The following is a 22,827-nucleotide window of genomic DNA, read 5'->3' as shown; positions in this document are numbered from 1 at the left end:
ATCTGAACACGCACGTACTCAGATTGCCGCCAGAGGAGGGCTCGACTGCGTCATGACTGTCGACAACGACCTTCTACGCAAGTCCATGACCGGCTTCGGCCTGCTCGCCGGTTCGGCGAACGTCATCATGCAACTCGGGCATCCCGCCGTCGGATACGGGGTTTTCGAAAGCCGCGTGGAATCCGGGCAGATCAACCGGCACCCGATCAAGCGCACCCGAACGACGTTGTCCTACCTGGCGGTCGCGGGTATGGGAGACGATCGGACCAAGGCCGCGTACCGGAAGGCGACCAACAGATCTCATGCCGCCGTGCGCTCGACGGCGGACAGCCCGGTGAAGTACAACGCCTTCGACCCGAACCTGCAGCTGTGGGTCGCGGCGTGCCTCTACCGAGGGTTCGAGGATGTGTATGTCGCCTTGTACGGGCCGCTCGATCCGGACGACGCGGACGAGATGTACCGGTCGTGTCACGTATTCGGATCGACACTGCAGATGCCGCCCGAGATGTGGCCCACCGATCGATCGGCGTTCGAGAAGTACTGGGAAGCAGCACTGGACGACATTCACATCGACCCGACGATCCGGCGCTACCTGCACGGCATCGCCTCGGCAACGTTCGCCCGACCCGCAGTGCTGCACCCGTTGATCGGGCCGTTCTTCCGTTTCGTGACCACCGGATTCTTGCCCCAGCGTTTCCGAGACGAGATGGAACTGCCGTGGGATCCGGTCAAGCAGAGACGGTTTGCGCTTGTTCTGCGCAGCGCGTCCCTGCTCAACCGGATGTTGCCGCCCGCCGTTCGTGCACTCCCGTTCAACCTTCTACTGCACGACGTCCGGCGACGGATGCGCTCGGGCCGGGCGCTGGTCTAGCTCGAGGCCTCAGCTGAGGTGGTGCGGCTGCGGGTGCGACTTGTGCCCCTCGTCCGATCCCTCGTCGTCCTGGTGACCGTTCACCGTGCCCTGCACGCCCGTCCCCGCCGGAACCATCGAGATGATCACCGACTTCGAGGTGGGGCAATTGCTCTGCAGCGCAGTCGAGTCCAAGGGAATCAGTGGATTGGTCTCCGGGTAGTACGCGGCAGCCGATCCCCGAGGGGTGTCGTACTCGACGATGCGGAACGACGGCGCGCATCGTTCCACGTCGTCGTCGTCCCACTTGGTGATCAGATCGACCATGTCACCGTCGCGATAGCCGAGAGACGAGATGTCCTCGCGGTGCACGAAGATGACGCGGCGGCCGTTCTCGATACCGCGGTACCGATCGCTCAGGCCGTAGATGGTGGTGTTGAACTGATCGTGGCTACGCAGGGTCTGCAGTATCAGGTGGCCCGGCGGAACCTGCAGCACGTCGATCGGCGAGACCGCGAATTCGCCTCGACCGCTCTTGGTCTCGAAGGTCCGACTGTCGCGCGGTGGGTGCGGAAGGACGAAACCGCCGGGGCGTCGAACATTGACCTCGTAGCCCTCACACCCGGCGACGACGCGGGAGATGTGCTTGCGGATGTTGCGGTAGTCGTCGCGGAAACCCTTCCAGTCCAGGCCGTACCGATCCCCGAGCGTGGCCTCGGCGATACCGCTGACGATGGCGACCTCGGAACGAAGGAACTCGCTCGCGGGCTTGAGCGGTCCGCGAGAGGAGTGCACCGAGCAGGTGGAGTCCTCGACCGAAATCCACTGCTCGCCACTGGCTTGCACATCCTTCTCGGTGCGGCCCAGGGTCGGCAGGATCAGTGCGGTGTCGCCGCACACCAGGTGCGAGCGGTTGATCTTGGTGGAGATCTGCACCGTCATCCGCATCGACCGAAGGGCCAGGAAGGTGATGTCGCTGTCCGGGGTGGCCTGGACGAAGTTGCCGCCGAGACCGAGGAAGAAGTGCGCCTTACCGTCACGCATGGCTCGAATGGAATCGACGGTATCGAGACCGTGTTCGCGAGGTGGCTCGAAATCGAACTCCTGCGCCATGGCGTCGAGGAAGGCCACCGGCGGGCGCTCCCAAATTCCCATCGTGCGGTCGCCCTGCACATTGGAGTGACCGCGGACCGGAAGCAGTCCGGCGCCTGCCTTACCGATGTTGCCCTGGGCGAACGCGAGATTGGTGACTTCCTTGATGGTCGCGACGGCATTGCGGTGCTGCGTCAGGCCCATGGCCCAGCAGAAGACAGTGCCCTTGGAGTCGCGCAGCATCTCGGCGGCCGCGGTGATCTGCGCTACCGACAACCCGGTCACCTCGGTGACGAGATCCCAGTCGACCTCCGCGACATGTGCCTTCCACGCGTCGAAACCGACGGTGTAGTTGTCGAGGAACTCGTGATCGAGTGCGTCCCACTCGACCAGCAGCGAGCCGATGGCCTGGAACAGGGCGAGATCGCCGTTGAGCTTGATCGGAAGGTGCAGATCCGACAGGTCCGTTCCCGGTCCCACCATGCCGCGCGGAGTCTGCGGGTTCTTGAAGTTCAGCAAACCCGCTTCGCGAAGCGGGTTGATGGACAGAATCTTTGCGCCGTTCTGCTTCGCCAGCTCGAGGGCGGAGAGCATGCGCGGGTGGTTGGTGCCGGGATTCTGACCGGCGAGGATGATCAGTTCGGCGTTGTGGACGTCGTCGAGCGTGACGCTGGCCTTGCCGATACCGATGGACTCCTGCAGCGCGATGGACGTCGACTCGTGACACATGTTGGAGCAGTCGGGCATGTTGTTGGTGCCGAATGCCCTGGCGAACAGTTGGTAGGTGAACGCGGACTCGTTGGAGGCGCGGCCCGAGGTGTAGAAGATGGCTTCGTCCGGGCTGGCAAGTGACTTCAGCTCGTCGCCGATCAGGCGGAACGCCTCGTCCCACTCGATCGGTTCGTAGTGCGTGCCGCCGGGCCGCTTGATCATCGGATGCGTGATCCGGCCCTGCTGGCCGAGCCAGTGCTCGGTGTGACCGTCGAGCTCGGCAATGCTGTGCTGCGCGAAGAACTCCGGGGTTGCCCGGGTCGTCGTCGCCTCCTCGGCAACGGCCTTGGCTCCGTTCTCGCAGAACTCCGCTGCGTGCCGATGGCCCGGATCCGGGTCCGGCCACGCGCAGCTCATGCAGTCGAAACCCTCGGCCTGGTTCAGCTTGAGGAGCGTCTGCGCGGTGCGCTTGGGCCCCATGTGCCCGAGTGCTCGCTTCATCGACACCGCGACAGCGGTGGCACCTGCGGCATGGGTCTTCGGCTTCTCGATATCGAGCTCGGCCTCGTCGACGTCGCTGTCGGTGCGTCTCATGCGGGTCCCTTCGTTGCGTTACCCCCGCACTCGACCATAGCCTTCGGCTCAGCCGGCGAGGAGTTCGGTCACCAGATCCACGTACTGCTGCTTCGCCGAATCCTGGCTCGTGCCTTCGAGCTTCGCCCAGGCATCGAACTTCGCACGGTTCACCATGTCCAGTCGTCCCGGCCGCTTACCCGAGACGTCACCGATCGAACCCTGCTTGTAGAGCGAGTACAGGCGCAGGAGGTCGTCGTTGCTCGGCTTGGACGTGAGCTTCTTGACGTCCACCTGCGCGTCGGCGAACGACTGGTCGAGATCGGACATGGAAGAACTCCTTCTGCTAGAGGTGGTGCCATCCTTGCACGGCAGCATCGGAAACAAGCCGAATGCAGTGCGCCACGAGGGCTTCGCCGGTGACGGCGAGCGTGCCGTCGAGACAGCCGATGAACAGGGCAGTCAGCGCCCCGACGGTTCCGACGGCGATCAGCTGTCGGTCGGCGGAGTCGGGCAGTTGGGCGTGCACCAGTTCGACGAAGCCCGGCAGCAGGTCGAGTCCGCGTCGGCTGAGCGCAGGCTCGGCCAACGGTGCGATGAGCAGAACCCGTCCCGTTCGTGGTTCGTCGATGATCAGTTCGACGAATGCGCGCACGGGCGCGGCGATGGTGTCCTCGGGGGTGGTGGCCGTCGCGACGGCGTCGATCAACGTCTTCTGGGCTCTCGATCCCACCCAGGCGTACACGGCCCGGACGAACGCGTCGCGATCGGAGAAGCTCTCGTAGAAGTACCGCTCGGTCAGCCCGGCGGTACGGCAGACGGCTCGCACGTTCACTGCCGGTCCGTCGGGCGCGCCGAGGAGTTCGACCCCTGCGGCGAGCAGTTTGTCGTACCGCTTGGATCTGCGTTCCTCCAACTGTTGACTACGCATGTTGTCAACTCTAGTGTGACAACATGCGTAGTCAGTCCGATCGACCCGTTCCGCTCGGTCCCGACTCACTCACCTGGAAGTACTTCGGCGACTGGCGGGGCATGCTGCAGGGCATCTGGGCAGGGTCGATGCAGAACATGCATCCAGGGCTCGGAGCCGGGGTGGAGCAGCATTCGACGTTCTTCGACGAGCGCTGGCAGCGCCTGTATCGATCGTTGTATCCCATCGGCGGGGTCGTGTTCGATGGGGATCGGGCCGAGGAGACCGCACTGCAGGTCCGCGGATATCACACGAACATCAAGGGAATCGACGCCAAGGGCCGCAGGTACCACGCGCTCGATCCCGACACGTTCTACTGGGCACACGCCACCTTCTTCATGGGCACCGTGCTCACTGCAGACCACTTCATGGGCGGCCTGACCGAGGAGCAGAAGGTCACTCTGTTCGACGAGCATGTGCAGTGGTACCGGCTCTACGGCATGAGCATGCGGCCGGTACCCGCAACCTGGCCCGAGTTCCAGAAGTATTGGGATCACATGTGCCGAAACGTGCTGGAAGACAACATGGCTGCCCGAGGTGTGCTCGACCTGTCGAAGCTGGGACCACCGCCCTACGCAGCCTGGCTGCCCGAACGAGTGTGGGCGGCGCTCAGGCGACCGGTGGCGAGGCTGTTCGTCTGGATCACCGTCGGGCTCTACGACCGGCCGGTGCGTGAGCTGCTCGGCTACGGCTGGTCCGCTCGGGACGAGAGGCGTTTCGCGCTGTTCGGTAAGGCGGTGAACCTCGTGTTCGGGTTGGTGCCGCCGCGACGACGACTGCACCCGCGCGGCCGCGCCGGATGGGACCGCGTCACGGGTCGGATCGGGAGAACGGCACCGCTGGTGCACACGCCGGCGCGGAATCTGCCGCCGGTGGAACGTCGTTCGGACCCCTCGCACTACAGCCCGAATGTGTAGAACCACCGGCCGTGGGTACATGGCAGTTCATGTACAACTCCAGAACCGGATCCGGTAAGCCGCTGGTCCTCGTGCACGGTCTCGGTTCCTCGCACCGCAACTGGGACCCCATCGTCCCCGCCCTGGCCGCGCATCGAGAGGTCATTGCCCTCGATCTGCCCGGATTCGGGCAGACTCCGCCTCTGTCGGAGGTGTCGATCGAGACGCTCACCGATGCGTTGCGTGCGTACCTCGACGACGAGGGACTGTCCGACGCAGACCTCGTCGGTAGTTCGATGGGCGCGCGCATGGTCGTCGAGCTCGGTCGCCGCGGCCATCGCGGTTCGATGGTGGCACTCGATCCCGGTGGGTTCTGGAACGACCGCCAGGTCAAGATCTTCGGAGCCACGATCACCGCGTCGCTGGCCCTGATGAAGAACGTGCAGCCACTGGTGCCGTTCCTGGCCGGCAACCCGGTGACCAGAACGGCTGCGCTGGCTCAGTTCTCGGCTGCGCCGTGGAAGCTGCCGAGTGGATTGGTCGAGCGGGAGCTCAAAGGCTTCTCCACCAAGACCTCACCCTCGCTGGACGCCGCACGTAAAGCCTTGATCAACGGGCCCAAGCAGATCGGTGCGCCGAAGGGGACGTTGCAGGGTTCGCTGCTCATCGGCTGGGGTCGCCAGGACAAGGTGACGCTGCCCAGCCAGGCGAAGGTGGCGCTGGAGCGATTCCCCGACGCCACCCTGCACTGGTTCGAGAAATGCGGACACTTCCCGCACTGGGATCAGCCGACCGAGACCGCGCGGGTCATCCTGCGGGCGACCGGTCGCTAGCTCCCATGTGAGTGGAACTTCGTAGCCTGCTACGAAGTTCCACTCACGGGGCTCAGCCGTTCCACCACGGCCGCAGGGGGACGTTCGCCTGACCCTTCGGCCCGAGTTTGACCGCCAGAACCTGGTGCAGCTGAACCACATTGCGCTCGAATCCCAACCGGGACCCGGCCATGTACAGGCCCCAGACGCGGGCTGTTCCCTCACCGGCTTGGGCGACGCACGCATCCCAGTTCTCGACGAGGTTCCGGCACCATCCGGCGAGGGTCAGCGCGTAGTGCTCGCGCAGGTTCTCCTCGTGTCGCACCTCGAGTCCGACGTCCTGGATCTCGGTGATGATGCGGCCCGAGCCGGTGAGCTCGCCGTCGGGGAAGACGTAGCGGTCGATGAAACTGCCTGCCTTGGCATGCGCGCGATTGTCCGGCCGGGTGATCGAGTGATTGAGCAGTCGGCCTCCGTCCCGCAGCTTGGACTGGATGAACGCGAAGTACGACGGGTAGTTGTGCACGCCGATGTGCTCGGTCAGTCCGATGGACGAGACGGCATCGAAATTCGTTTCGGGCACGTCGCGATAGTCGGAGAAGCGCACCTCGGCGAGGTCGGAGAGACCCTCGTCGGCGATGGCCTTCTGTGCCCACGACGCCTGCTCCTGAGAGAGCGTCACGCCGATGACCTTGACGCCCCTGCGCGCGGCGTAGCGCACCATCGAGCCCCAACCGCAGCCGATGTCGAGCAGACGATCACCCGGCTTCAGTCCGAGCTTGTCGAACACCAGACGGTACTTGTTCTCCTGCGCCGCTTCCAACGATTGATCTGCGCTCTCGAACGCCGCACAGGTGTAGGTCATCGAGGGGCCGAGCACCATCTCGTAGAAGGCATTGGACACGTCGTAGTGGTGGTGGATCGCTTCTGCATCCCGAGTCTTGGAGTGGCGCAGACCCTCCGCGATGCGACGCCACCGCGGAATCGCCTCCTGAGGCGGGGGAGCTATGGGCCGCAACACATCCCAGCCGAGCGAACGGGCGATCGACGTCAGTGTCATCGCCGAGGGGCGACGGAAGTGCAGTTCGTCTCCCATCAGTGCCAGCAACTCGTAGGGATCGCCCGGATGAACGCCCGTTGCTTCCAGATCACCCGAGACGTACGCGCGCGCCATGCCGAGATCGCCGGGAGCGGTTGCGAGATAAGTGGTTCCGCGAGGGCTCTTGAGATTGAGGCCGATTCTCGCGTCCTCGGGTCCTGCGGTGCTGCCGTCGTATGCGGTGAAACGCAGTGGGATGTTGCCGTCGGAGATCAGTTCCAGAATCTCGGAGATCTTGAGCTTCTGGGCACCGCTCACCGTGCGATTGCCGGAGTCCTTGAACGTCGTCATCTGCGTTGCACCGCCTTCGAGTACAAATCCAACAATCGGGATTCGGGATCGTATTTCTTCTTGAGCTGTGTGTATCTCTCGCCGCCGTACAGCACGGCGAATTCATCCTGGGTGTAGTAAGCATCCGAGTACAGCGATTTATGCCCGTCGAACTCGGTCACCTTCTTCTCGATGGCGCGGTTCGCGGCACCCTCGGGTTCGCCTGCAACGATCGGGACCGACGACCAGAAGCCGATGTTGACGTAGGTGCGTTTCGGTTCGAGTGGATACAGCGGCCACGGCCGGGCCGGATTCGCACCTGGCGCGGCAGGCTCGCGAAGACGCAACGGGCACAACCACAACGGCTCGATCGGGATGTTGTCGAGGAACCACGCCACGAAGCCGGCGGTGTGTTCGATCGGAACCTCGACGTCCTGCACGACGCGTTCGCGTGGCGGATTTCCCTTGCGCTTCTCGAGTCGGTCGGCGATGTCGTACTTGCGATCGAAGCCGATGAGCTTCCAGTAGAAACTACTGCGCCGGTACTTGCGTGGCCAGAAGCGTCGAATTCTCGGGTTCTGTGTTCCGAAGGCCCGAGAGCACCAGAACCAATCGGTGTCCCAGCGCCACAGGTAGTCGTGAACGGTGAGGCGGTCGGTCTTCGGTGTGTCCGACGCGTGCTGGATCGAGCGATAGAAGATGTCGGCACCGGTGTAGTCGCTGACCGGTCCCGGTTCGTCGGTCTGAACGCCGAGGGTGAGGTAGCTTTCGTCGGCGCTGAACACCACACCGTCGAGGTACTGAACCTCGATGCCGTCGTACTCGCGCTGTTCGACGATGGTGTCCATCGTGGACTGGAGGGTGTCGAGATCGTGAAATCTCAGGTGGCGCAACGCGACATACGGCAGCACGGGTTCGAGCTGAATCCGCAGTCGAGTGGAGTAGCCCAAGGTGCCGTACGAGTTGGGAAAGCCCCAGTAGAGATCCGAGTGTTCGCCCTCCGGTGTTGCGGTGACGATCTCGCCGCTGCCGGTGAGTACGTCGATCTCGAGCACCGATTCGTGGGGAAGTCCACTACGAAACGACGTCGACTCGATACCGAGTCCGGTGACGGCTCCACCGAGGGTGATTGTCTTGAGCTGCGGGACGACGAGGGGCGCGAGACCGTAGGGAAGCGTCGCGTCGACCAGGTCCTCGTACGTGCACATGCCGGCGACATCGGCTGTGCGCGAGTCGGGATCGACGGAGATGACCTTGCTCAGGCCCGACACGTCGAGCCCCGGGGTGGTGGTGGTCGTCCTGGCCCGGAACAGGTTGGACGTCTTCTTCGCCAGACGCACCGTCGCATCGGTCGGAATGGCGCGGTAGCTGCGAAGCAGCTGCTCGACACCCGACCGGTGCGCTGCGTAACCGCTCTCCCTCGGTTCTGGCCGTCGTCCGAGGAGAGCATTCACTGAAGCCACATTCAGACGCTATATCTCGTACCGCACGGTATCCACCGGCATCGGCGTCCGACCGGTGAAACTTCACGCAACTGTTGCCGAATCCGGGTGAGGAATCGGAGTAAATCGGACAAATGGTTGCGTCATGCATGTGGTTTGCGCCTCCAGAATTGTTCTGTGAAGCGCATCACACATGAGTCGGCGCGATGTCGAACGTGGTCCCGGAGAGAGGCAGGATGGATACACATCCCGTCCGCTAGAGAAGGAGTACGTCTTCGTGGCTCAGGTCAGTGCATCCAGTTCCGCCACCATCGCTGCCACACCGGATCGGGTGCTCGCCGCGCTCGCCGACTACGAGACGGTGCGCCCACGCATCCTGCCCGAGCAGTACCGCGACTACGAGGTGGTCCAGGGCGGGCAAGGAGACGGAACCGTGGCCACGTGGACCTTGCAGGCCACCGAGAAGCGAGTGCGCAACGTCGCCGCGACCGTCACCGTCGCCGGGTCGACCATCACCGAACGCGACGCCAATTCCTCCATGGTCACCACCTGGTCGGTCGCCCCGGAAGGCGCAGGCACCACGGTCACCACGACGACCGAATGGAAGGGTGCAGGCGGAATCGGCGGATTCTTCGAGAAGACCTTCGCACCTCTCGGACTGAAGAAGATCCAGGCCGCGACGCTGGAGAACCTGCGTCGCGAGTTGATCTAGACCCGCTCGAAGTCGGGAGCCTGGATGAGCGCCAGAGTCCCGACCACGACGGTGCGCATCGACCACAGGAACATCCCGTCGGGCCCACGGTCGACCGTGTCGTAGGCCCCGGGCAGGGTGTCGAGGTCGGTGCGCGCCGCGATCGCGTCGTCGTACTCACGATCGCGTCGGGCATCGTTGTAGACCATCTCCGCCAAGGCCAGAGCGTGCTCGACGACGGTGATGACGGCCCAGGTCGCCTGCTTCGGAGTGAGGTCGTAGCGCAGTCGGTAGCGCGTTTGGACGGCGTCGGCCATACGAAGAGCATCGATCGAGCTGGGAGTCAGGCCGATCAGATACTCCGCGATCCCGGGGTTGGAGTGAACCAACTCTCGCATCGCGGATGCGAGTGCAAGCAACGCGTCGTGCATCGATTCGTCGTCGGCGGGGAGTGGCGGGGACCAGCGGCGCAGAATCTCCTCCGCCACGAGGGCCTTGAGGGCGCACAGATCGTCGATGTTGTTGTAGATCGCGACGATCGAGACGCCCAGGCTCTCGGCCACCGACTTCACCGACACCTTCGGCAGCGTCAGCGCAATACCGGCCTCGGCCATGCTCGCCGGTGTCACGCGTCGCACGCGAGGGGAACGGCTTCCCTCGGGGCTCGTCGCTGCACGCATTCGAATATGGTAGGCGTCTCAGTTGTGAAGCATCCTCAGCTGTGTGGCGCGGCACCCGTGAAATGCCGTGCGACTACGCTGGGGTTCGACCCACGCGAGAGGACGGCACAGTGCAACCCGGTGAACAGCCCGACATGGCATCGATCCTGCAGCAGGCCCAGCAGATGCAGCAGCAGTTGATGGCGGCGCAGGCCGAGATCGCGGAAACCGAAGTGACCGGCCAGGCGGGCGGCGGACTCGTCGTTGCCACCGTCAAGGGAACCGGTGAGGTGGTCGGCCTGACCATCGATCCGAAGGTCGTCGATCCCGACGACGTCGAGACTCTGCAGGATCTGGTGATCGGTGCGATCGCCGATGCGTCGAAGGCAGCTCAGAACGTAGCGAGCGAGAAGCTCGGCCCTCTCGCCGGTGGTCTCGGCGGCGGCTCACTCGGACTACCCGGCTTCTAGGCGAGAAGAGTGTACGAAGGTCCGGTTCAGGATCTGATCGACGAACTCGGCAAGTTCCCCGGGGTCGGTCCGAAAAGCGCTCAGCGCATAGCCTTTCACCTCCTCGGCGTCGAACCTCCCGAGGTGGACCGGTTGATGCGCGCGCTGCAACGCATTCGTGACGGTGTGCAGTTCTGCGTCGTGTGCGGCACGGTCTCGGACAAGGAACTGTGCCGAATCTGCTCGGACTCGCGGCGTGACCGATCCATGATCTGCGTCGTCGAAGAGCCCAAAGATGTTCAGGCCGTGGAACGTACGCGAGAGTTCAAGGGCCGCTACCACGTGCTCGGTGGGGCGCTCGATCCACTGAACGGAGTGGGACCGGATCAGCTGCGTATCCGAGAGTTGTTGACTCGCGTGGGAACTCAGGACGACGGTATCGACGTCACCGAGGTCATCATCGCCACCGACCCCAACACCGAGGGCGAAGCAACGGCCACGTACCTGGTGCGCATGATGCGTGATTTCCCCGGCCTGGCCATCACCCGCCTCGCGTCGGGCCTGCCGATGGGCGGAGACCTCGAATTTGCCGATGAACTGACGCTGGGCCGCGCTCTGACCGGACGTCGACGAATGTGAGTGCCTGCGGCAGTGGTGCGGTTAAGTGCCCTGGGTGGCACCTACTCGCACCACTGCGCGCAGCGCACCTGTCGGACCCTTGATGCATCATCCCGCCATGGAAAACGACGGTGTCCGGATACCGCAGTCTGTTCTCGATGCTCAGCACGGGCTGGTGACCTCAGTTCAGCTCAGCGCATGGGGGTTCACTCCGAAGGCCATCCGCCACCGCGTCGAGACCGGCCAATGGCTGCGAGTGTTTCGGAACGTCATCTGTGTGACGAATGGTCCACTCAACCGGGAGATGGAGTTGCATGCCGCACTGCTCTATGGAGGCGGCCGCGCGATACTGAGTCACAACACCGCCGCGCACCAGTGGGGGATGCTGCGAGAGTCCGCCGGGCCAATCCATCTGACTGTGCCGCGCGCGTGCTCTGCCATCAGTCAACCGCCGACGATGCGTCACGTGCTGAGACGGCCGACATCGCTGAGCAACGCATGTATCCATCCAGGTGTTGTGGTGCATCGTTCGTTGGCCATCGAACACATCGGTGTCGACACCGATCCGCGTCGGACGAGCAAAGAAGACACAGTCTTGGACTTGGCTGTGTCCGCTCCGACGGCGCACGAGGGGGCAGCTGCTTTCGTCTCGGCAATGGCGAACGGGCGAGTCTCGGTCTCGGCGATGCGTCGAAAAATCGAACTGCGGCGGCCAAGGCGGTACAAGAAGATCCTGCTCGACGCCCTGACACTTCTGGCGGGTGGCGTCCAGTCCGTTCTAGAGTTTCGGTACGCAACCGATGTCGAGCAGGCACACGGGCTGCCTTCCGGGGCCCGTCAAGCACCCCATCACGTTGGTGATCGGGTGCTGTTCGAGGATGTCGAATATTCGGAAGGTGGTCTTATCGTTCGCCTCGACGGTCAGCAATTCCACTCCGCAAGGAATGTCAGATTTCGAGACCGGCTGCGAGATAACGCTGCCGAGCTCAGTGATCGCCCTCGGCTGGTCTATGGGTGGCAGGAGGTGTCCACCGACCCGTGTGGGGTATACAGCGAGGTCCGTGACGTTTTGGTGCGGGAGGGCTGGACGGATGCGTCGTACCCGTGCGAGAAGTGCTGCGCAGTGGTGCGGTTGAGTGCCGCCCAGGCCACTTGACCGCACCACTGCCGCAGGCACTACCGGAGCCGCTCCTTGCGGAGTTGCGCAACCTCGGGCAGCTCGAGTGGAGCGAGAGTCGTACCCAATGCGCGCTCCAGTAGATAGTCCGCCAACTCCGGGTTTCGGGCCAGTACCGGTCCGTGCATGTAGGTGCCGATCACGGACCCTTGCACGACGCCTTCACGTCCGTCGCCGACACCGTTGCCCACACCGTGGGTGACCTTGGCCAAGGGGGATGCATCCAGGCCGAGAGTCGTTCCGCCGCGATGGTTCTCGAAGCCGGTGAGCTTCTGAGTGAGGCCGTCGAGTGCAGGCTCTGTGACGACCTCACCGATGGACCGAGTTGCCTGCGGTGCTGTGGTCACGTCGAACAGGGAGATACCGTCCACGCGTTCACCGGCGGAGGTTTCGTACCAGTGACCGAGGACTTGGATCGCGGCACAGATGGCGAGCACCGGCACCCCACGGGCAGCCGCGTTCTGCAGTCCCGGGTAACGGGTGAGGTGACGGGTCGCGAGGCGTTGGGCCGAATCCTCGGCTCCGCCAAGGGTGTACACGTCGAGTGAATCGGGAACCGGGTCGTTCAACGTGATCTGTACGACCTCGGCGTCGATGTCTCGCATCCGTAGTCGCTGTCGCAGAATGAGCGCGTTGCCGTTGTCGCCGTAGGTGCCCATCACGTCGGGCAGGACGAGGCCGATGCGAACGGTGGACTCAGACATCTTTCACCTCACGTGCCAGCGCTCGCCCGAGATCGCGGAACGCGGTGTAGTTGGCCAGCACTTCGACGCGTCCCGGTGGGCAGGACGCGATGGCCCGCAACGGATCTGCGATGGTGGTGTGCTGTGAGCCGGCGTACAGCAGACGCACCCCGAGGTCGGTCGCGCGCTCACCGGCGGCCACGACGGCGACGTTCTCGAAGTGCTCGAAGCGGACGTCCCACAGCCACGACAGGTCTTCGCCGTCGGGTACCTGACCGTTGACGGCGATGACGAGACCGTCGCAGGTGGGATCGATCATCGACAGTGCTTCCTGCCAGCCGGCGGGGTTCTTCGCGAGAAGCATTCGGACGGAATGCGATCCGTACTGGACGGTGGAGTAGCGCCCGGCCACCTCGTCGACGCTCGACGCGGCCGCGACCGCATCTTCCGCGCTCGCGCCCAAGGTCACCGCGGCGGCGACGGCCTGAGCTGCGTTGCCGCGGTTGGCTTTTCCGGGCAGAGACAGCGTCATCGGTAGGACGAGTCCATCGGGTCCGTAGAGATTCTCGTCGTCGAGCCACCAATCCGGCGTCGGACGCTTGAAGTCACTACCGGTGCTGTACCAATGCTCGCCGTCCCACACGATGGGTTCGCCGGTACGCGGGCAGCTGACCGAGTCGCCTGCCCATCCACCACCGGCCGCGACCCAGACGACGTTCGGTGCGTCGAAGGCGGCGGAGGTGACGAGGACGTCATCGCAGTTGGCGATGACGACGGTCTCGGGGTGCCGGGCCAGGCCTGCGCGCAGCTTGCGTTCGATCATGTTGATCTCGCCCACGCGGTCGAGCTGATCGCGACTGAGGTTGAGCAACACGATGGCCGCAGGATCGACGGCGTCGGACACATGGGGGACATGCAGTTCGTCGACCTCGAGAGCGGCCAGCTCGGCATCGAAATTGGCGTGCAGTGCGGCGACGATGCCGGCGTCCATGTTCGCGCCGTCGGCTTGGGTGGCGACGTCGCCGAGGGTGGCCAGCGCCGCAGCCGTCATTCGGGTGGTGGTGGACTTGCCGTTGGTTCCGGTGACGATGACGGTGCGTCGACCTCGGCCCAGTCCGCCGAGGATGTCCGGGTCGATCTTGAGTGCGATCAATCCGCCGATCATCGATCCCTTGCCCCGGCCTGCCTTGCGGGACGCCCAGGTCGCCAGCTCCGCCGCACGCAGTGCCACGCGGCCACGCGCGCTGATACGTCTGCGCTCACCCACTTCAACCATCCGCCGAGTCTGGCACAGAAGAGCGTGCAGTTTCACGTCGGCGGTGGCTCCCCCGGGTCGTTCCGCGGGCTCCACTCCTGCCCCTCACACCGGTACTTTCTCCAGCACCTCGACAGGCCGCCGAACGGCCATACCCCAGAGACATCCCCCGATGACGACCACGCCACCGATCAGCGCGAGCACCGATGGGTTCTCGCCCAGGAAGATCCAGGCACCGGCGATGCCGACGACGGGAACCAGCAGCGAGAACGGCGCGACCAGTCCAGCAGGGTTGCGGCTCATCAGAATGCTCCACAGGCCGCTGCCGACGATCGTGGCAGGGATCACGATGTAGGCCAACGCAACCAGGCCGGGCCAACCCTGCGGGCCGAACGAAGCGGCCAACGCCTGCCAGCCGATGCTCGGACCCTCGACCATCGCCGACAGCGCCAGCATCGGCACCGGCGGCACGACGGTCATCCACAGCATCAGCGTCATCGGCGATTCGGACTTCGCGAGCCGATTCCCCAGGTTGCCGAACGCCCAACCGAGTCCAGCGAGCAGGGTGAGGATCACCGGGAGCAAGGTGGCGTTCTGAGCGCGATCCCACCCGATCAGCACCATGCCGAGCACGGCGATTCCGATACCGATCGCTTGCCTGCGGGTGACGTGTTCGCGGAGCAGGATTGCGCCGAGAACGACCGTGAACGGCGCGGACGACTGCAGCACGAGCGACGCCAATCCGGTGGGCATACCGGCCGCCATCGCCGCGAACAGGAAGGCGAACTGGAGAAACCCGAACCCGAACCCGTAGAGCAGCAACCACTTCAGAGGCACCTTGGGGCGGGGAACGAACAGTACAACGGGGACGGCGATGACCAGGAACCGCAGCGCGGCGAAGAAGAACGGCGGGAAGTGATCGAGTCCGACGCGAATGGCGAGAAAGTTCAGTCCCCACAGTACGACGACGGTCAGTCCGAGGAGGCGGTCGCGGGTGCTCATGCCGTCCATCGTGACGGCGGCAAATGATCAGCACAATCGAATATATCCGCAGTAATAGTTAAGATTTACTACATGAACGTGGAGCGGCTCCGGATCCTCCGAGAACTGGCAGACCGGGGGACCGTCGCTGCCGTCGCCCAGGCGCTGTCCATGACGCCGTCGGCGGTGTCCCAGCAGCTCAAGCTGTTGGTCAAGGAGGCGGGGGTGACACTCCTCGAACCCGACGGGCGTCGACTTCGGCTCACCGACGCCGGGCGCGCGTTGGTGCTCAGGACCGATGATGTGTTCACCGCCCTCGCCCGCGCCGCGGCCGAGATGGATCGATACCGGGCGTCCCCGCGGGGACGGGTCCGAGTTGCGCTGTTCCCGTCCGGTGCCGCGCTGCTGCTGCCCGGGTTGCTGACGCGGTTGGCGAACTCGGACGTCGACATCGACGCCCGAGACGAGGACCTGCCCGCGTCCTCGGTGCCGGAACTGTTGGCGGATTACGACGTGGTGCTCACGCACCGCGACGACCGAGCGCCGACGACCGCGGGCCCGCGCATCGAGGTCACGACCCTGATGCGTGAGCCCATCGATCTGGTGTTGCCACCCGGTCATGTTCTGGCACAACAGGAATCGATAGACCTTCGGGATCTGGTCGACGAACGATGGATCAGTGTTCGCGGCGGATTCCCGGTCGACGACGTACTGCTCTCGGTGGCCGCCGCCACCGGCGTCGAACCGCGAGTGATGCAGCGAGTGAACGACTTCCGCGTCACCGAGACGTTGGTGGCGGCCGGGCACGGCGTCGCGTTGATGCCGCGCTATGCCGTCGTCCATCCGGGACTGGTGCGCCGAGAACTGTCCGGTGTGCGGGCGGGTCGCATCTACGAGCTCGCGACGCGACCCGACGCCCATCGGCTGCCGGCGATCGCGGCAGTGCTCGACGCGTTCAGGGCCGAAGCGACGTTCAGGACAGGGCTTTGGCCTTCAGCGTCCTGAACTCGTCTTGGTCGATGGTTCCGTTGTCCAGCAACACCTTTGCGTGGGCAATCTCTTCCGACGCCGACCTCCCGGCCACTTCCTTGATGTACTCCTCCTGCTGGTCCTTCGCGTGCTGCAGGGCAGCAACTTGCCGCTTGGCCATATTGCTGCCGTTCACGATGAGATAGACCAGCGCGGTCAGGAACGGCGCAACGATCAGAAAGAACACCCACAGGGCCTTGACGACCCCGGATGTCTTGTGGTCACGGAAAAGGTCTCCGATGATCGAGAACATGACCATCAGATACGCGACGAACGCGAATCCGACGATGAGAAGCCAAAGAAAATCCCAGAAAGAGTCCATGGCGAAACTTCCATTCCCTCAAGGTGCCCCGACAGCAGAGTTATTGTCCCACGCGCAGTGTCGCCTCGATGCCGATAAGCAGCGAAAAGCCGCCCATTCGCAAGGAATGGGCGGCTTTTCGTCGAGCCGGGGATTTACTTCAGCGCGCGGTTGACGGCCGAGACCACGGCGCGCAGTGACGCGGTGGTGATCGACGTCGCGATGCCGACGCCCCACACGGTGGTGGCCACACCGGACGGTGAGGTGACCGAGGCCTCGACGTAGGCCGCGGCCTGAGCGTCGTCGCCCGCGGACATGGCGTGCTCGGAGTAGTCGAGGACGCTGACGTCGTAGCCTATGGTCGACAGCGCATCGACGAACGAGGCGAGTGGACCGTTGCCGGATCCGGAGATCTCCTGCTCGACGCCGTCGACCTTGACCGTCGCGGTGATCGTGTCGGTTCCGCCGTCGACCTCGGCAGCCTGCACCGACTGCTTGATGCGCTCGAGCGGACGGATCGGCGTCAGGTACTCCTCGGCGAAGACGTCCCACATCTCCTTGGGCGAGACCTCGCCGCCCTCACCGTCGGTGATGCGCTGGACGGCCTGGGAGAACTCGATCTGCAGTCGACGCGGCAGGTTCAGTCCGTGATCGGACTTCATGATGTACGCGACGCCGCCCTTGCCGGACTGCGAATTGACACGGATGACGGCCTCGTAGGTGCGACCGACGTCCTTCGGGTCGACGGGCAGGTACGGAACCTGCCAGGTGACGTCACCGATGTCCGAACCCAGTTCGTCCGCAGTGACCTTCATCGCGTCCAGGCCCTTGTTGATGGCGTCCTGGTGGCTGCCGGAGAAGGCGGTGTAGACCAGGTCGCCGCCGTAGGGGTGGCGCTCGGCGACGGGAAGTTGGTTGCAGTACTCCACCGTTCGACGGACCTCGTCGATGTTGGAGAAGTCGATCTGCGGATCGACACCGCGGGTGAACAGGTTCAACCCGAGCGTGACCAGGCATACGTTGCCGGTGCGCTCACCGTTGCCGAACAGGCAACCCTCGATGCGATCAGCACCGGCCTGGTAGCCGAGTTCGGCTGCCGCAACACCGGTTCCACGGTCGTTGTGCGGGTGCAGCGACAGCACGATGCTGTCGCGACGGTCGAGGTTGCGGCTCATCCACTCGATCGAGTCGGCGTAGACGTTGGGTGTCGCCATCTCGACGGTGGCAGGCAGATTCAGGATCAGTGGCTTGTCGGGGGTGGGATCGATGATCGCGGTGACCGCGTCGCACACCTCTTTGGCGTAGGCGAGTTCGGTGCCGGTGTAGGACTCGGGGGAGTACTCGTAGCGCCAGTCGGTATCGGGGAACTTGGCTGCTTCTTCGAGCACCTTGCGGGCACCGTCGGTGGCGATCTTCTTGATGACGTCACGCTCGGCACGGAACACCACGCGGCGCTGCAGGATCGACGTCGAATTGTAGAAGTGAACGATGACGCTGCGAGCGCCCTCGCATGCGACGAACGTGCGCTCGATCAGCTCGGGACGGCACTGCGTGAGTACCTGGATGGTGACGTCGTCGGGGATCGCGCCGTCCTCGATGATCTCGCGGACGAAATCGAAGTCGGTCTGACTGGCAGACGGGAAGCCGACCTCGATCTGCTTGTAGCCCATGCGCACCAGCAGGTCGAACATGCGGCGCTTGCGGGCCGGGCTCATCGGATCGATCAGCGCCTGGTTGCCGTCGCGCAGATCGACTGCGCACCACTGCGGCGTCCGGTCGATGATCTTGTCCGGCCACGTGCGGTCGGGGAGGGTGATGGGCTCCACTTCCTCGGCGAACGGCCGATAACGGAAGGTGGGCATCGAGGAGTTCTTCTGGGTGTTCCAGGCGGGCTGGTCGCTGGGAGCGGGCCGCGAGGGCGGGGTGATGGTGCGAGATCCCGAGGTGAATGCGTCGGCTGGTGACATGGTCTTCGTCTCTCCGTACAGATCAGAGCAATGTGTTCGACCGGCGCAACGAACCCCGCGACGGGAAGCCAGTCTGGTCTCAGACCCCGTCGCGGCTGTTAAGAAGGAGAGCTCGCAGCATGGGCTGAGTGTACTACCGCCTGCCGACGGCCTACCCCAGGGTTGACGAGTGGAATTCTGTGACCGCCGTGTCGAGTCGACGTTGCCAACGTTCGATGTCATCCGTTCGTCCGACGTCGGTCATCGTCCAGCAGTGCGCGAGGAGTTCGTATCCGAGCCGATCGACCTCGGCATGTTGCGACCACACCCCATGCGTCCAGGTTCGATCGTTGTGCGCGGCCTCGGCCCCGGCCAGAGCGGACCCGACGAGCTCGAACTGGACGTCGCGCCGCATGGCGAGAGCTGCCGGCGCGGCCACGTCCTCGGTCCGCAACACCGTCAGCAGATGCGTGCCGAGCGTCAGAACTCGGCCGTCGGACCACAGCAATGTGCGACGGAATGCCCCGGGGAGCAGCAGCCACAGCGCCGCGAATGCGAAGGCCACGCCCACCGTCGTCTCCACGATCCGGTCGACGACGATGTCCTCCAGCACAGCCCCGGGATGCGTCAGTGTGCCCATCAGCAGAGCGAGCGGGGTGATGAACGTGACGGCCAACCCGTAGTTCCGCGCCACCGACACCTCGATCGCGAACTGCAGCACCATCAACACCACGATGACGGCCAAGCCGGTCAGCGGGGAGAGATAGATGGCCGAGAACAGGGCGACGCCGGCAAGGGTTCCGCCGAGCCGCTGCAGTCCCCGGTAGGTGCCGTGCACCCGATCGGGACCCTGCTGCAGCACCAGGACGGCACCGAGGATCGCCCAGTCCGGTCGGCTCAGGCCCAGTGCGACGCTGACCCCGCCCGCGGCCGCTGCCGCGCAGAACACGCGCACGGCCGTGGACGCCGCATGAGAATCCCGATGCAGCGAGCGCCGCAATCGATACCCGAGGCCGGGCCGAGCCAGCGGCAGCTGATCGGATACGAAGTCGACCGCCCGATCCGGATCCGCCCGCACGGCCGTTGTCGCAGCGAAGGCCCGGTGCGCGTCGAACAATCTCTGAACCAGCGCCGGCCTCGACGACAACCGTGCGGCACCCGCGTCGTATACGGCAGCCCAGGCCGCGTGCAGACGCGCCGCCGCCGCATGACGATCGGCGGCAGACGCCGTCGGCGAACTCGTGTATCTCTCGATCGCGCCCACCGCGGCTCCGACGGCCTCGCGCTCGGGTCCTCGTGGATCCCACAGCACTCCGGACATCGACACCACCAGCGCCGACGCGACACCGACAGCCGCACATACCGCTCCGTGAGCGGCGCTGACGCCGGCTCCGGGAATGTACGACGACACCGCGCACACCAGGACGAAGAAGAACGCCCCCGGCGGTCCCAGTCGCAGCGCGGCGATGACGTAGACCGCGACGAGAGCGAGGAGCGAGAGCAGGGTCACCGGGATCATCCGCGCCCATCCGGTGCTTCCGAGATCGAGCGCCATCTGCCCGGCCGTCGCGCCGAGCCACACCGAGGCCACCAGAGCGCCGCCCGCGGTCAGGACGACCCACCATCGTGACCGGTAGGGACGGCCCTCGCCGTAGATGACGGCGAAACTGCCCGAGACCACCAGTAGGGCCTCGGTATGGAACCCGAGAACCCACGCCGCGATCGCGGGGACGCCGAACGCCAGAGCCGAGCGCAGTCCGCCCGGCCAGCGACGCCCGACGGCGGGGAGCCCGAAGAGCACCCGCAGACCTCGAGGGGGTGGCGGCGGGCGATGCTCGGGAAGGGTCACCCGACAATGTTAGGACAGGCGTATCCGCAGGCGAGCCCCCCTAAAGTCCCAGCTCGGAGCTACCCGGGCCACCGCTCGGGGTGCCGGATCGGTAGGGTAACCCCGGAACAATCGCCCGATTGTCGGCTATCCAGCGGAGGTAAACACGCGTGGCTCTCATCGTCCAGAAGTACGGTGGATCGTCGGTGGGGACCGCCGAACGCATCCGACGCGTCGCTGAACGGATCGTCGAGACCAAGAAGGCAGGCAACGACGTCGTCGTGGTCGTGTCGGCCATGGGCGACACCACCGACGAACTGCTCGACCTGGCCCAGCAGGTGTGCCCGGCCCCGCCGGCCCGCGAGATGGACATGCTGCTCACCTCGGGTGAACGCATCTCCAACGCGTTGGTCGCGATGGCCATCCACTCGCTCGGTGCCGAGGCCAGGTCGTTCACCGGCTCGCAGGCGGGCGTCGTCACCACCAGCGTGCACGGCAATGCCAAGATCATCGACGTCACCCCGGGACGCGTGCGCAGCGCACTCGACGAGGGTTCGATCGTGCTCGTCGCCGGATTCCAGGGCGTCAGCCAGGACAGCAAGGACGTCACCACGCTCGGTCGCGGAGGTTCGGACACCACCGCCGTTGCGCTCGCCGCAGCCCTGAACGCCGACGTCTGCGAGATCTACACCGACGTCGACGGCATCTTCACCGCAGACCCGAGGATCGTGCCCAACGCCCGGCACCTCGACACCGTCTCGTTCGAGGAGATGCTGGAGATGGCTGCCTGCGGCGCGAAGGTGCTCATGCTGCGCTGCGTCGAATACGCCCGTCGCTACAACGTTCCCGTTCACGTGCGCTCGTCGTACACCACGAAACCCGGAACGATCGTCTCCGGATCTATGGAGGACATTCCAGTGGAAGAAGCAATTCTCACCGGCGTCGCACACGATCGCAGCGAGGCGAAGGTCACCGTCGTCGGCTTGCCCGACACTCCCGGTTACGCCGCCAAGGTCTTTCGCGCCGTGGCGGACTCGGAGATCAACATCGACATGGTGTTGCAGAACGTGTCCAAGATCGACACCGGCAAGACCGACATCACCTTCACCTGCCCCAAGGCCGACGGCCCGACGGCAGTGGAGAAGCTCACCAAGCTGCAGGCCGAGATCGGCTTCGCGCAGGTGCTCTACGACGATCACATCGGCAAGGTCTCCCTCGTCGGTGCCGGCATGAAGAGCCACCCCGGCGTCACCGCGACGTTCTGTGAGGCCCTCGCCGACGCCGGCATCAACATCGACCTGATCAGCACCTCGGAGATCCGTATCTCGGTGCTGTGCAGCGACACTCAGCTCGACGAAGCAGTACGCGCGCTGCACGCCGCCTTCGATCTCGGTGGCGACGAAGAAGCGGTCGTACACGCAGGAACAGGACGATAGAAGATGACCACAGTTGCAGTCGTAGGAGCCACCGGCCAGGTCGGTGCCGTCATGCGAACCCTGTTGGAGGAGCGCAACTTCCCCGCCGACACCGTTCGATTCTTCGCCTCCGCTCGCTCGGCCGGCAAGAAGCTGCCGTTCCGGGGCGAGGAGATCATCGTCGAGGACGCGTCCACCGCCGACCTCACCGGAATCGACATCGCGCTGTTCTCGGCCGGTGCCACGCTCTCTCGCGAGCAGGCCCCGCGATTCGCCGCAGCTGGTGCCACCGTCATCGACAACTCGTCGGCATTCCGCAAGGACTCCGATGTCCCGTTGGTGGTCAGCGAGGTCAACCCCGAGGCAGCGAAGAACCCGCCCCGCGGCATCATCGCCAACCCGAACTGCACCACCATGGCCGCCATGCCGGTGCTCAAGGTGCTGCACGACGAAGCCGGCCTGCAGCGTCTGATCGTCTCGAGCTACCAGGCCGTCTCCGGTAGCGGACTCGCCGGTGTCGAGGAACTCGTCACCCAGGCCCGCGCCGTCATCGGCGACGCCGAGAAGCTGGTGCACGACGGCTCGTCGGTCGATTTCCCGGCCCCGAACAAGTACGTCGCGCCCATCGCCTTCAACGTCCTGCCGCTGGCCGGTGCGCTGGTCGACGACGGATCCGGCGAAACCGACGAGGACCAGAAACTGCGCAACGAATCGCGCAAGATCCTCGGCCTGCCCGACCTGCTCGTCAGCGGCACCTGCGTCCGCGTACCCGTGTTCACCGGACACTCGCTGTCGATCAACGCCGAGTTCGCCAACCCGCTTTCGGTGGAGCGTGCCCGCGAACTGCTCGCGTCGGCACCGGGCGTGTCGTTGGTCGACGTGCCGACGCCGCTTCAGGCCGCAGGCAAGGACGACTCTCTTGTGGGTCGTATCCGCCAGGATCCGGGCGTTCCCGACGGCCGCGGACTTGCACTGTTCGTCTCGGGCGACAATCTGCGCAAGGGTGCCGCTCTGAACACCATCCAGATCGCCGAACTGCTGGTCTGACCTCGTGCGCGTCGTGCACAGCCGGAGCTACGC

At 64.9% G+C, this 22,827-nt stretch carries 22 protein-coding genes; 10 read left to right on the top strand and 12 right to left on the bottom strand.

What is annotated here, in order from left to right:
- Positions 1-52: 52 nt before the first annotated feature.
- Entirely contained in the window at positions 53-871 is an 819-nt protein-coding gene (locus tag CH273_RS05835; RefSeq protein ID WP_032395299.1) for an oxygenase MpaB family protein, read from the top strand.
- A 9-nt stretch (positions 872-880) separates the two neighbouring features.
- Here the strand turns inward: CH273_RS05835 and CH273_RS05830 are convergent, their stop codons facing one another.
- The 3 genes from CH273_RS05830 to CH273_RS05820 are packed head-to-tail and all read right to left on the bottom strand — an operon-like array spanning position 881 to position 4,157.
- Positions 881-3,247: an FdhF/YdeP family oxidoreductase gene (locus CH273_RS05830; RefSeq protein ID WP_032395298.1), complete on the bottom strand. Its 2,367-nt coding sequence runs from the start codon at positions 3,245-3,247 to the stop codon at positions 881-883.
- Between the two features lie 48 nt (positions 3,248-3,295).
- The gene (locus CH273_RS05825; RefSeq protein WP_032395297.1) at positions 3,296-3,556 is read right to left on the bottom strand and encodes an acyl-CoA-binding protein; all 261 of its coding nucleotides are present in this window, start codon (positions 3,554-3,556) and stop codon (positions 3,296-3,298) included.
- A gap of 16 nt (positions 3,557-3,572) precedes the next feature.
- Positions 3,573-4,157, bottom strand: a complete 585-nt coding sequence (locus CH273_RS05820; RefSeq protein WP_032395296.1) for a TetR/AcrR family transcriptional regulator — start codon at positions 4,155-4,157, stop codon at positions 3,573-3,575.
- 23 nt (positions 4,158-4,180) lie between these two features.
- Here CH273_RS05820 and CH273_RS05815 point away from each other — a divergent pair, with 23 nt between their 5' ends.
- Both CH273_RS05815 and CH273_RS05810 read left to right on the top strand, forming a co-directional pair.
- Entirely contained in the window at positions 4,181-5,113 is a 933-nt protein-coding gene (locus CH273_RS05815) for an oxygenase MpaB family protein (protein WP_032395295.1), read from the top strand.
- Positions 5,114-5,142: 29 nt separating this feature from the next.
- Complete coding sequence (locus CH273_RS05810) at positions 5,143-5,925, top strand: alpha/beta fold hydrolase (RefSeq protein WP_032395573.1); 783 nt, start codon at positions 5,143-5,145, stop codon at positions 5,923-5,925.
- A 52-nt stretch (positions 5,926-5,977) separates the two neighbouring features.
- Here CH273_RS05810 and CH273_RS05805 read toward each other — a convergent pair whose 3' ends face one another.
- Positions 5,978-7,294 (bottom strand): class I SAM-dependent methyltransferase, encoded by a 1,317-nt coding sequence (locus tag CH273_RS05805; RefSeq protein ID WP_032395294.1) that lies wholly within the window; start codon positions 7,292-7,294, stop codon positions 5,978-5,980.
- Positions 7,291-8,736 carry an FAD-binding oxidoreductase gene (locus tag CH273_RS05800; protein ID WP_052049479.1) on the bottom strand — a complete coding sequence of 482 codons (1,446 nt, stop codon included), beginning with the start codon at positions 8,734-8,736 and terminating at the stop codon, positions 7,291-7,293. The genes CH273_RS05805 and CH273_RS05800 overlap by 4 nt, the downstream gene beginning before the upstream one ends.
- 256 nt (positions 8,737-8,992) lie before the next feature.
- Between CH273_RS05800 and CH273_RS05795 the strand changes: the two genes are divergently transcribed.
- Positions 8,993-9,427, top strand: a complete 435-nt coding sequence (locus tag CH273_RS05795) for an SRPBCC family protein (RefSeq protein ID WP_032395571.1) — start codon at positions 8,993-8,995, stop codon at positions 9,425-9,427.
- Here the strand turns inward: CH273_RS05795 and CH273_RS05790 are convergent.
- On the bottom strand, positions 9,424-10,086 hold the full coding sequence (locus CH273_RS05790) for a hypothetical protein (RefSeq protein ID WP_230596761.1): 663 nt from the start codon (positions 10,084-10,086) through the stop codon (positions 9,424-9,426). The two genes, CH273_RS05795 and CH273_RS05790, sit on opposite strands and share 4 nt — an antisense overlap.
- A 110-nt stretch (positions 10,087-10,196) precedes the next feature.
- On the opposite strand from CH273_RS05790, the gene CH273_RS05785 reads away from it, so the two are divergent.
- The 3 genes from CH273_RS05785 to CH273_RS05775 all read left to right on the top strand — a co-directional run bounded on the left by CH273_RS05785 (position 10,197) and on the right by CH273_RS05775 (position 12,288).
- Entirely contained in the window at positions 10,197-10,535 is a 339-nt protein-coding gene (locus CH273_RS05785) for a YbaB/EbfC family nucleoid-associated protein (RefSeq protein WP_032395293.1), read from the top strand.
- 9 nt (positions 10,536-10,544) lie between these two features.
- Complete coding sequence (recR, locus tag CH273_RS05780) at positions 10,545-11,153, top strand: recombination mediator RecR (RefSeq protein ID WP_032395292.1); 609 nt, start codon at positions 10,545-10,547, stop codon at positions 11,151-11,153.
- Between the two features lie 97 nt (positions 11,154-11,250).
- Complete coding sequence (locus tag CH273_RS05775) at positions 11,251-12,288, top strand: hypothetical protein (RefSeq protein ID WP_052049475.1); 1,038 nt, start codon at positions 11,251-11,253, stop codon at positions 12,286-12,288.
- 20 nt (positions 12,289-12,308) lie between these two features.
- Here CH273_RS05775 and CH273_RS05770 read toward each other — a convergent pair whose 3' ends face one another.
- The 3 genes from CH273_RS05770 to CH273_RS05760 all read right to left on the bottom strand — a co-directional run bounded on the left by CH273_RS05770 (position 12,309) and on the right by CH273_RS05760 (position 15,249).
- Complete coding sequence (locus CH273_RS05770) at positions 12,309-13,013, bottom strand: type 1 glutamine amidotransferase (protein ID WP_032395291.1); 705 nt, start codon at positions 13,011-13,013, stop codon at positions 12,309-12,311.
- A complete protein-coding gene (locus CH273_RS05765) occupies positions 13,006-14,268 on the bottom strand; it encodes a Mur ligase family protein (protein WP_032395568.1) in 1,263 nt (420 codons plus the stop codon). Before CH273_RS05765 ends, CH273_RS05770 begins: the two co-directional genes overlap by 8 nt.
- An 84-nt stretch (positions 14,269-14,352) precedes the next feature.
- The gene (locus CH273_RS05760; RefSeq protein ID WP_032395567.1) at positions 14,353-15,249 is read right to left on the bottom strand and encodes an EamA family transporter; all 897 of its coding nucleotides are present in this window, start codon (positions 15,247-15,249) and stop codon (positions 14,353-14,355) included.
- A gap of 72 nt (positions 15,250-15,321) precedes the next feature.
- Here CH273_RS05760 and CH273_RS05755 point away from each other — a divergent pair, with 72 nt between their 5' ends.
- Complete coding sequence (locus CH273_RS05755; RefSeq protein WP_032395290.1) at positions 15,322-16,233, top strand: LysR family transcriptional regulator; 912 nt, start codon at positions 15,322-15,324, stop codon at positions 16,231-16,233.
- On the opposite strand, the gene CH273_RS05750 is transcribed toward CH273_RS05755, so the two are convergent.
- From CH273_RS05750 to CH273_RS05740, 3 genes are all read right to left on the bottom strand, one after another.
- Complete coding sequence (locus CH273_RS05750) at positions 16,202-16,579, bottom strand: SHOCT domain-containing protein (protein WP_032395289.1); 378 nt, start codon at positions 16,577-16,579, stop codon at positions 16,202-16,204. The genes CH273_RS05755 and CH273_RS05750 overlap by 32 nt on opposite strands.
- A 134-nt stretch (positions 16,580-16,713) precedes the next feature.
- A complete protein-coding gene (gene leuA, locus CH273_RS05745; RefSeq protein WP_032395288.1) occupies positions 16,714-18,525 on the bottom strand; it encodes a 2-isopropylmalate synthase in 1,812 nt (603 codons plus the stop codon).
- Positions 18,526-18,676: 151 nt separating this feature from the next.
- Positions 18,677-20,353, bottom strand: a complete 1,677-nt coding sequence (locus tag CH273_RS05740; protein ID WP_143546178.1) for an FUSC family protein — start codon at positions 20,351-20,353, stop codon at positions 18,677-18,679.
- 149 nt (positions 20,354-20,502) lie between these two features.
- On the opposite strand from CH273_RS05740, the gene CH273_RS05735 reads away from it, so the two are divergent.
- Together CH273_RS05735 and CH273_RS05730 are read left to right on the top strand one after the other, a co-directional pair.
- Positions 20,503-21,768, top strand: coding sequence for an aspartate kinase (locus tag CH273_RS05735; protein ID WP_032395287.1), 1,266 nt, complete (start codon positions 20,503-20,505; stop codon positions 21,766-21,768).
- A 3-nt stretch (positions 21,769-21,771) separates the two neighbouring features.
- Positions 21,772-22,794: an aspartate-semialdehyde dehydrogenase gene (locus CH273_RS05730; RefSeq protein WP_032395286.1), complete on the top strand. Its 1,023-nt coding sequence runs from the start codon at positions 21,772-21,774 to the stop codon at positions 22,792-22,794.
- Positions 22,795-22,827: the final 33 nt, after the last annotated feature.

It is taken from the genome of Rhodococcus sp. 05-339-2 (assembly GCF_002258965.1).
GTDB lineage: Bacteria > Actinomycetota > Actinomycetes > Mycobacteriales > Mycobacteriaceae > Rhodococcoides.
This window is presented reverse-complemented; position numbering and strand designations above follow the sequence as displayed.

What these genes read in the sequence shown, in the direction of transcription:
- CH273_RS05775 (WP_052049475.1), top strand. Translation starts at nt 11,251, where the DNA reads ATGGAAAACGACGGTGTCCGGATACCGCAGTCTGTTCTCGATGCTCAG.
- CH273_RS05730 (WP_032395286.1), top strand. Translation starts at nt 21,772, where the DNA reads ATGACCACAGTTGCAGTCGTAGGAGCCACCGGCCAGGTCGGTGCCGTC.
- CH273_RS05830 (WP_032395298.1), bottom strand. Translation starts at nt 3,247, where the DNA reads ATGAGACGCACCGACAGCGACGTCGACGAGGCCGAGCTCGATATCGAG.
- CH273_RS05805 (WP_032395294.1), bottom strand. Translation starts at nt 7,294, where the DNA reads ATGACGACGTTCAAGGACTCCGGCAATCGCACGGTGAGCGGTGCCCAG.
- CH273_RS05750 (WP_032395289.1), bottom strand. Translation starts at nt 16,579, where the DNA reads ATGGACTCTTTCTGGGATTTTCTTTGGCTTCTCATCGTCGGATTCGCG.
- CH273_RS05755 (WP_032395290.1), top strand. Translation starts at nt 15,322, where the DNA reads ATGAACGTGGAGCGGCTCCGGATCCTCCGAGAACTGGCAGACCGGGGG.
- CH273_RS05815 (WP_032395295.1), top strand. Translation starts at nt 4,181, where the DNA reads ATGCGTAGTCAGTCCGATCGACCCGTTCCGCTCGGTCCCGACTCACTC.
- CH273_RS05760 (WP_032395567.1), bottom strand. Translation starts at nt 15,249, where the DNA reads ATGAGCACCCGCGACCGCCTCCTCGGACTGACCGTCGTCGTACTGTGG.
- CH273_RS05835 (WP_032395299.1), top strand. Translation starts at nt 53, where the DNA reads ATGACTGTCGACAACGACCTTCTACGCAAGTCCATGACCGGCTTCGGC.
- CH273_RS05820 (WP_032395296.1), bottom strand. Translation starts at nt 4,157, where the DNA reads ATGCGTAGTCAACAGTTGGAGGAACGCAGATCCAAGCGGTACGACAAA.
- leuA (WP_032395288.1), bottom strand. Translation starts at nt 18,525, where the DNA reads ATGTCACCAGCCGACGCATTCACCTCGGGATCTCGCACCATCACCCCG.
- CH273_RS05770 (WP_032395291.1), bottom strand. Translation starts at nt 13,013, where the DNA reads ATGTCTGAGTCCACCGTTCGCATCGGCCTCGTCCTGCCCGACGTGATG.
- CH273_RS05765 (WP_032395568.1), bottom strand. Translation starts at nt 14,268, where the DNA reads ATGGTTGAAGTGGGTGAGCGCAGACGTATCAGCGCGCGTGGCCGCGTG.
- CH273_RS05790 (WP_230596761.1), bottom strand. Translation starts at nt 10,086, where the DNA reads ATGCGTGCAGCGACGAGCCCCGAGGGAAGCCGTTCCCCTCGCGTGCGA.
- CH273_RS05810 (WP_032395573.1), top strand. Translation starts at nt 5,143, where the DNA reads ATGTACAACTCCAGAACCGGATCCGGTAAGCCGCTGGTCCTCGTGCAC.
- CH273_RS05825 (WP_032395297.1), bottom strand. Translation starts at nt 3,556, where the DNA reads ATGTCCGATCTCGACCAGTCGTTCGCCGACGCGCAGGTGGACGTCAAG.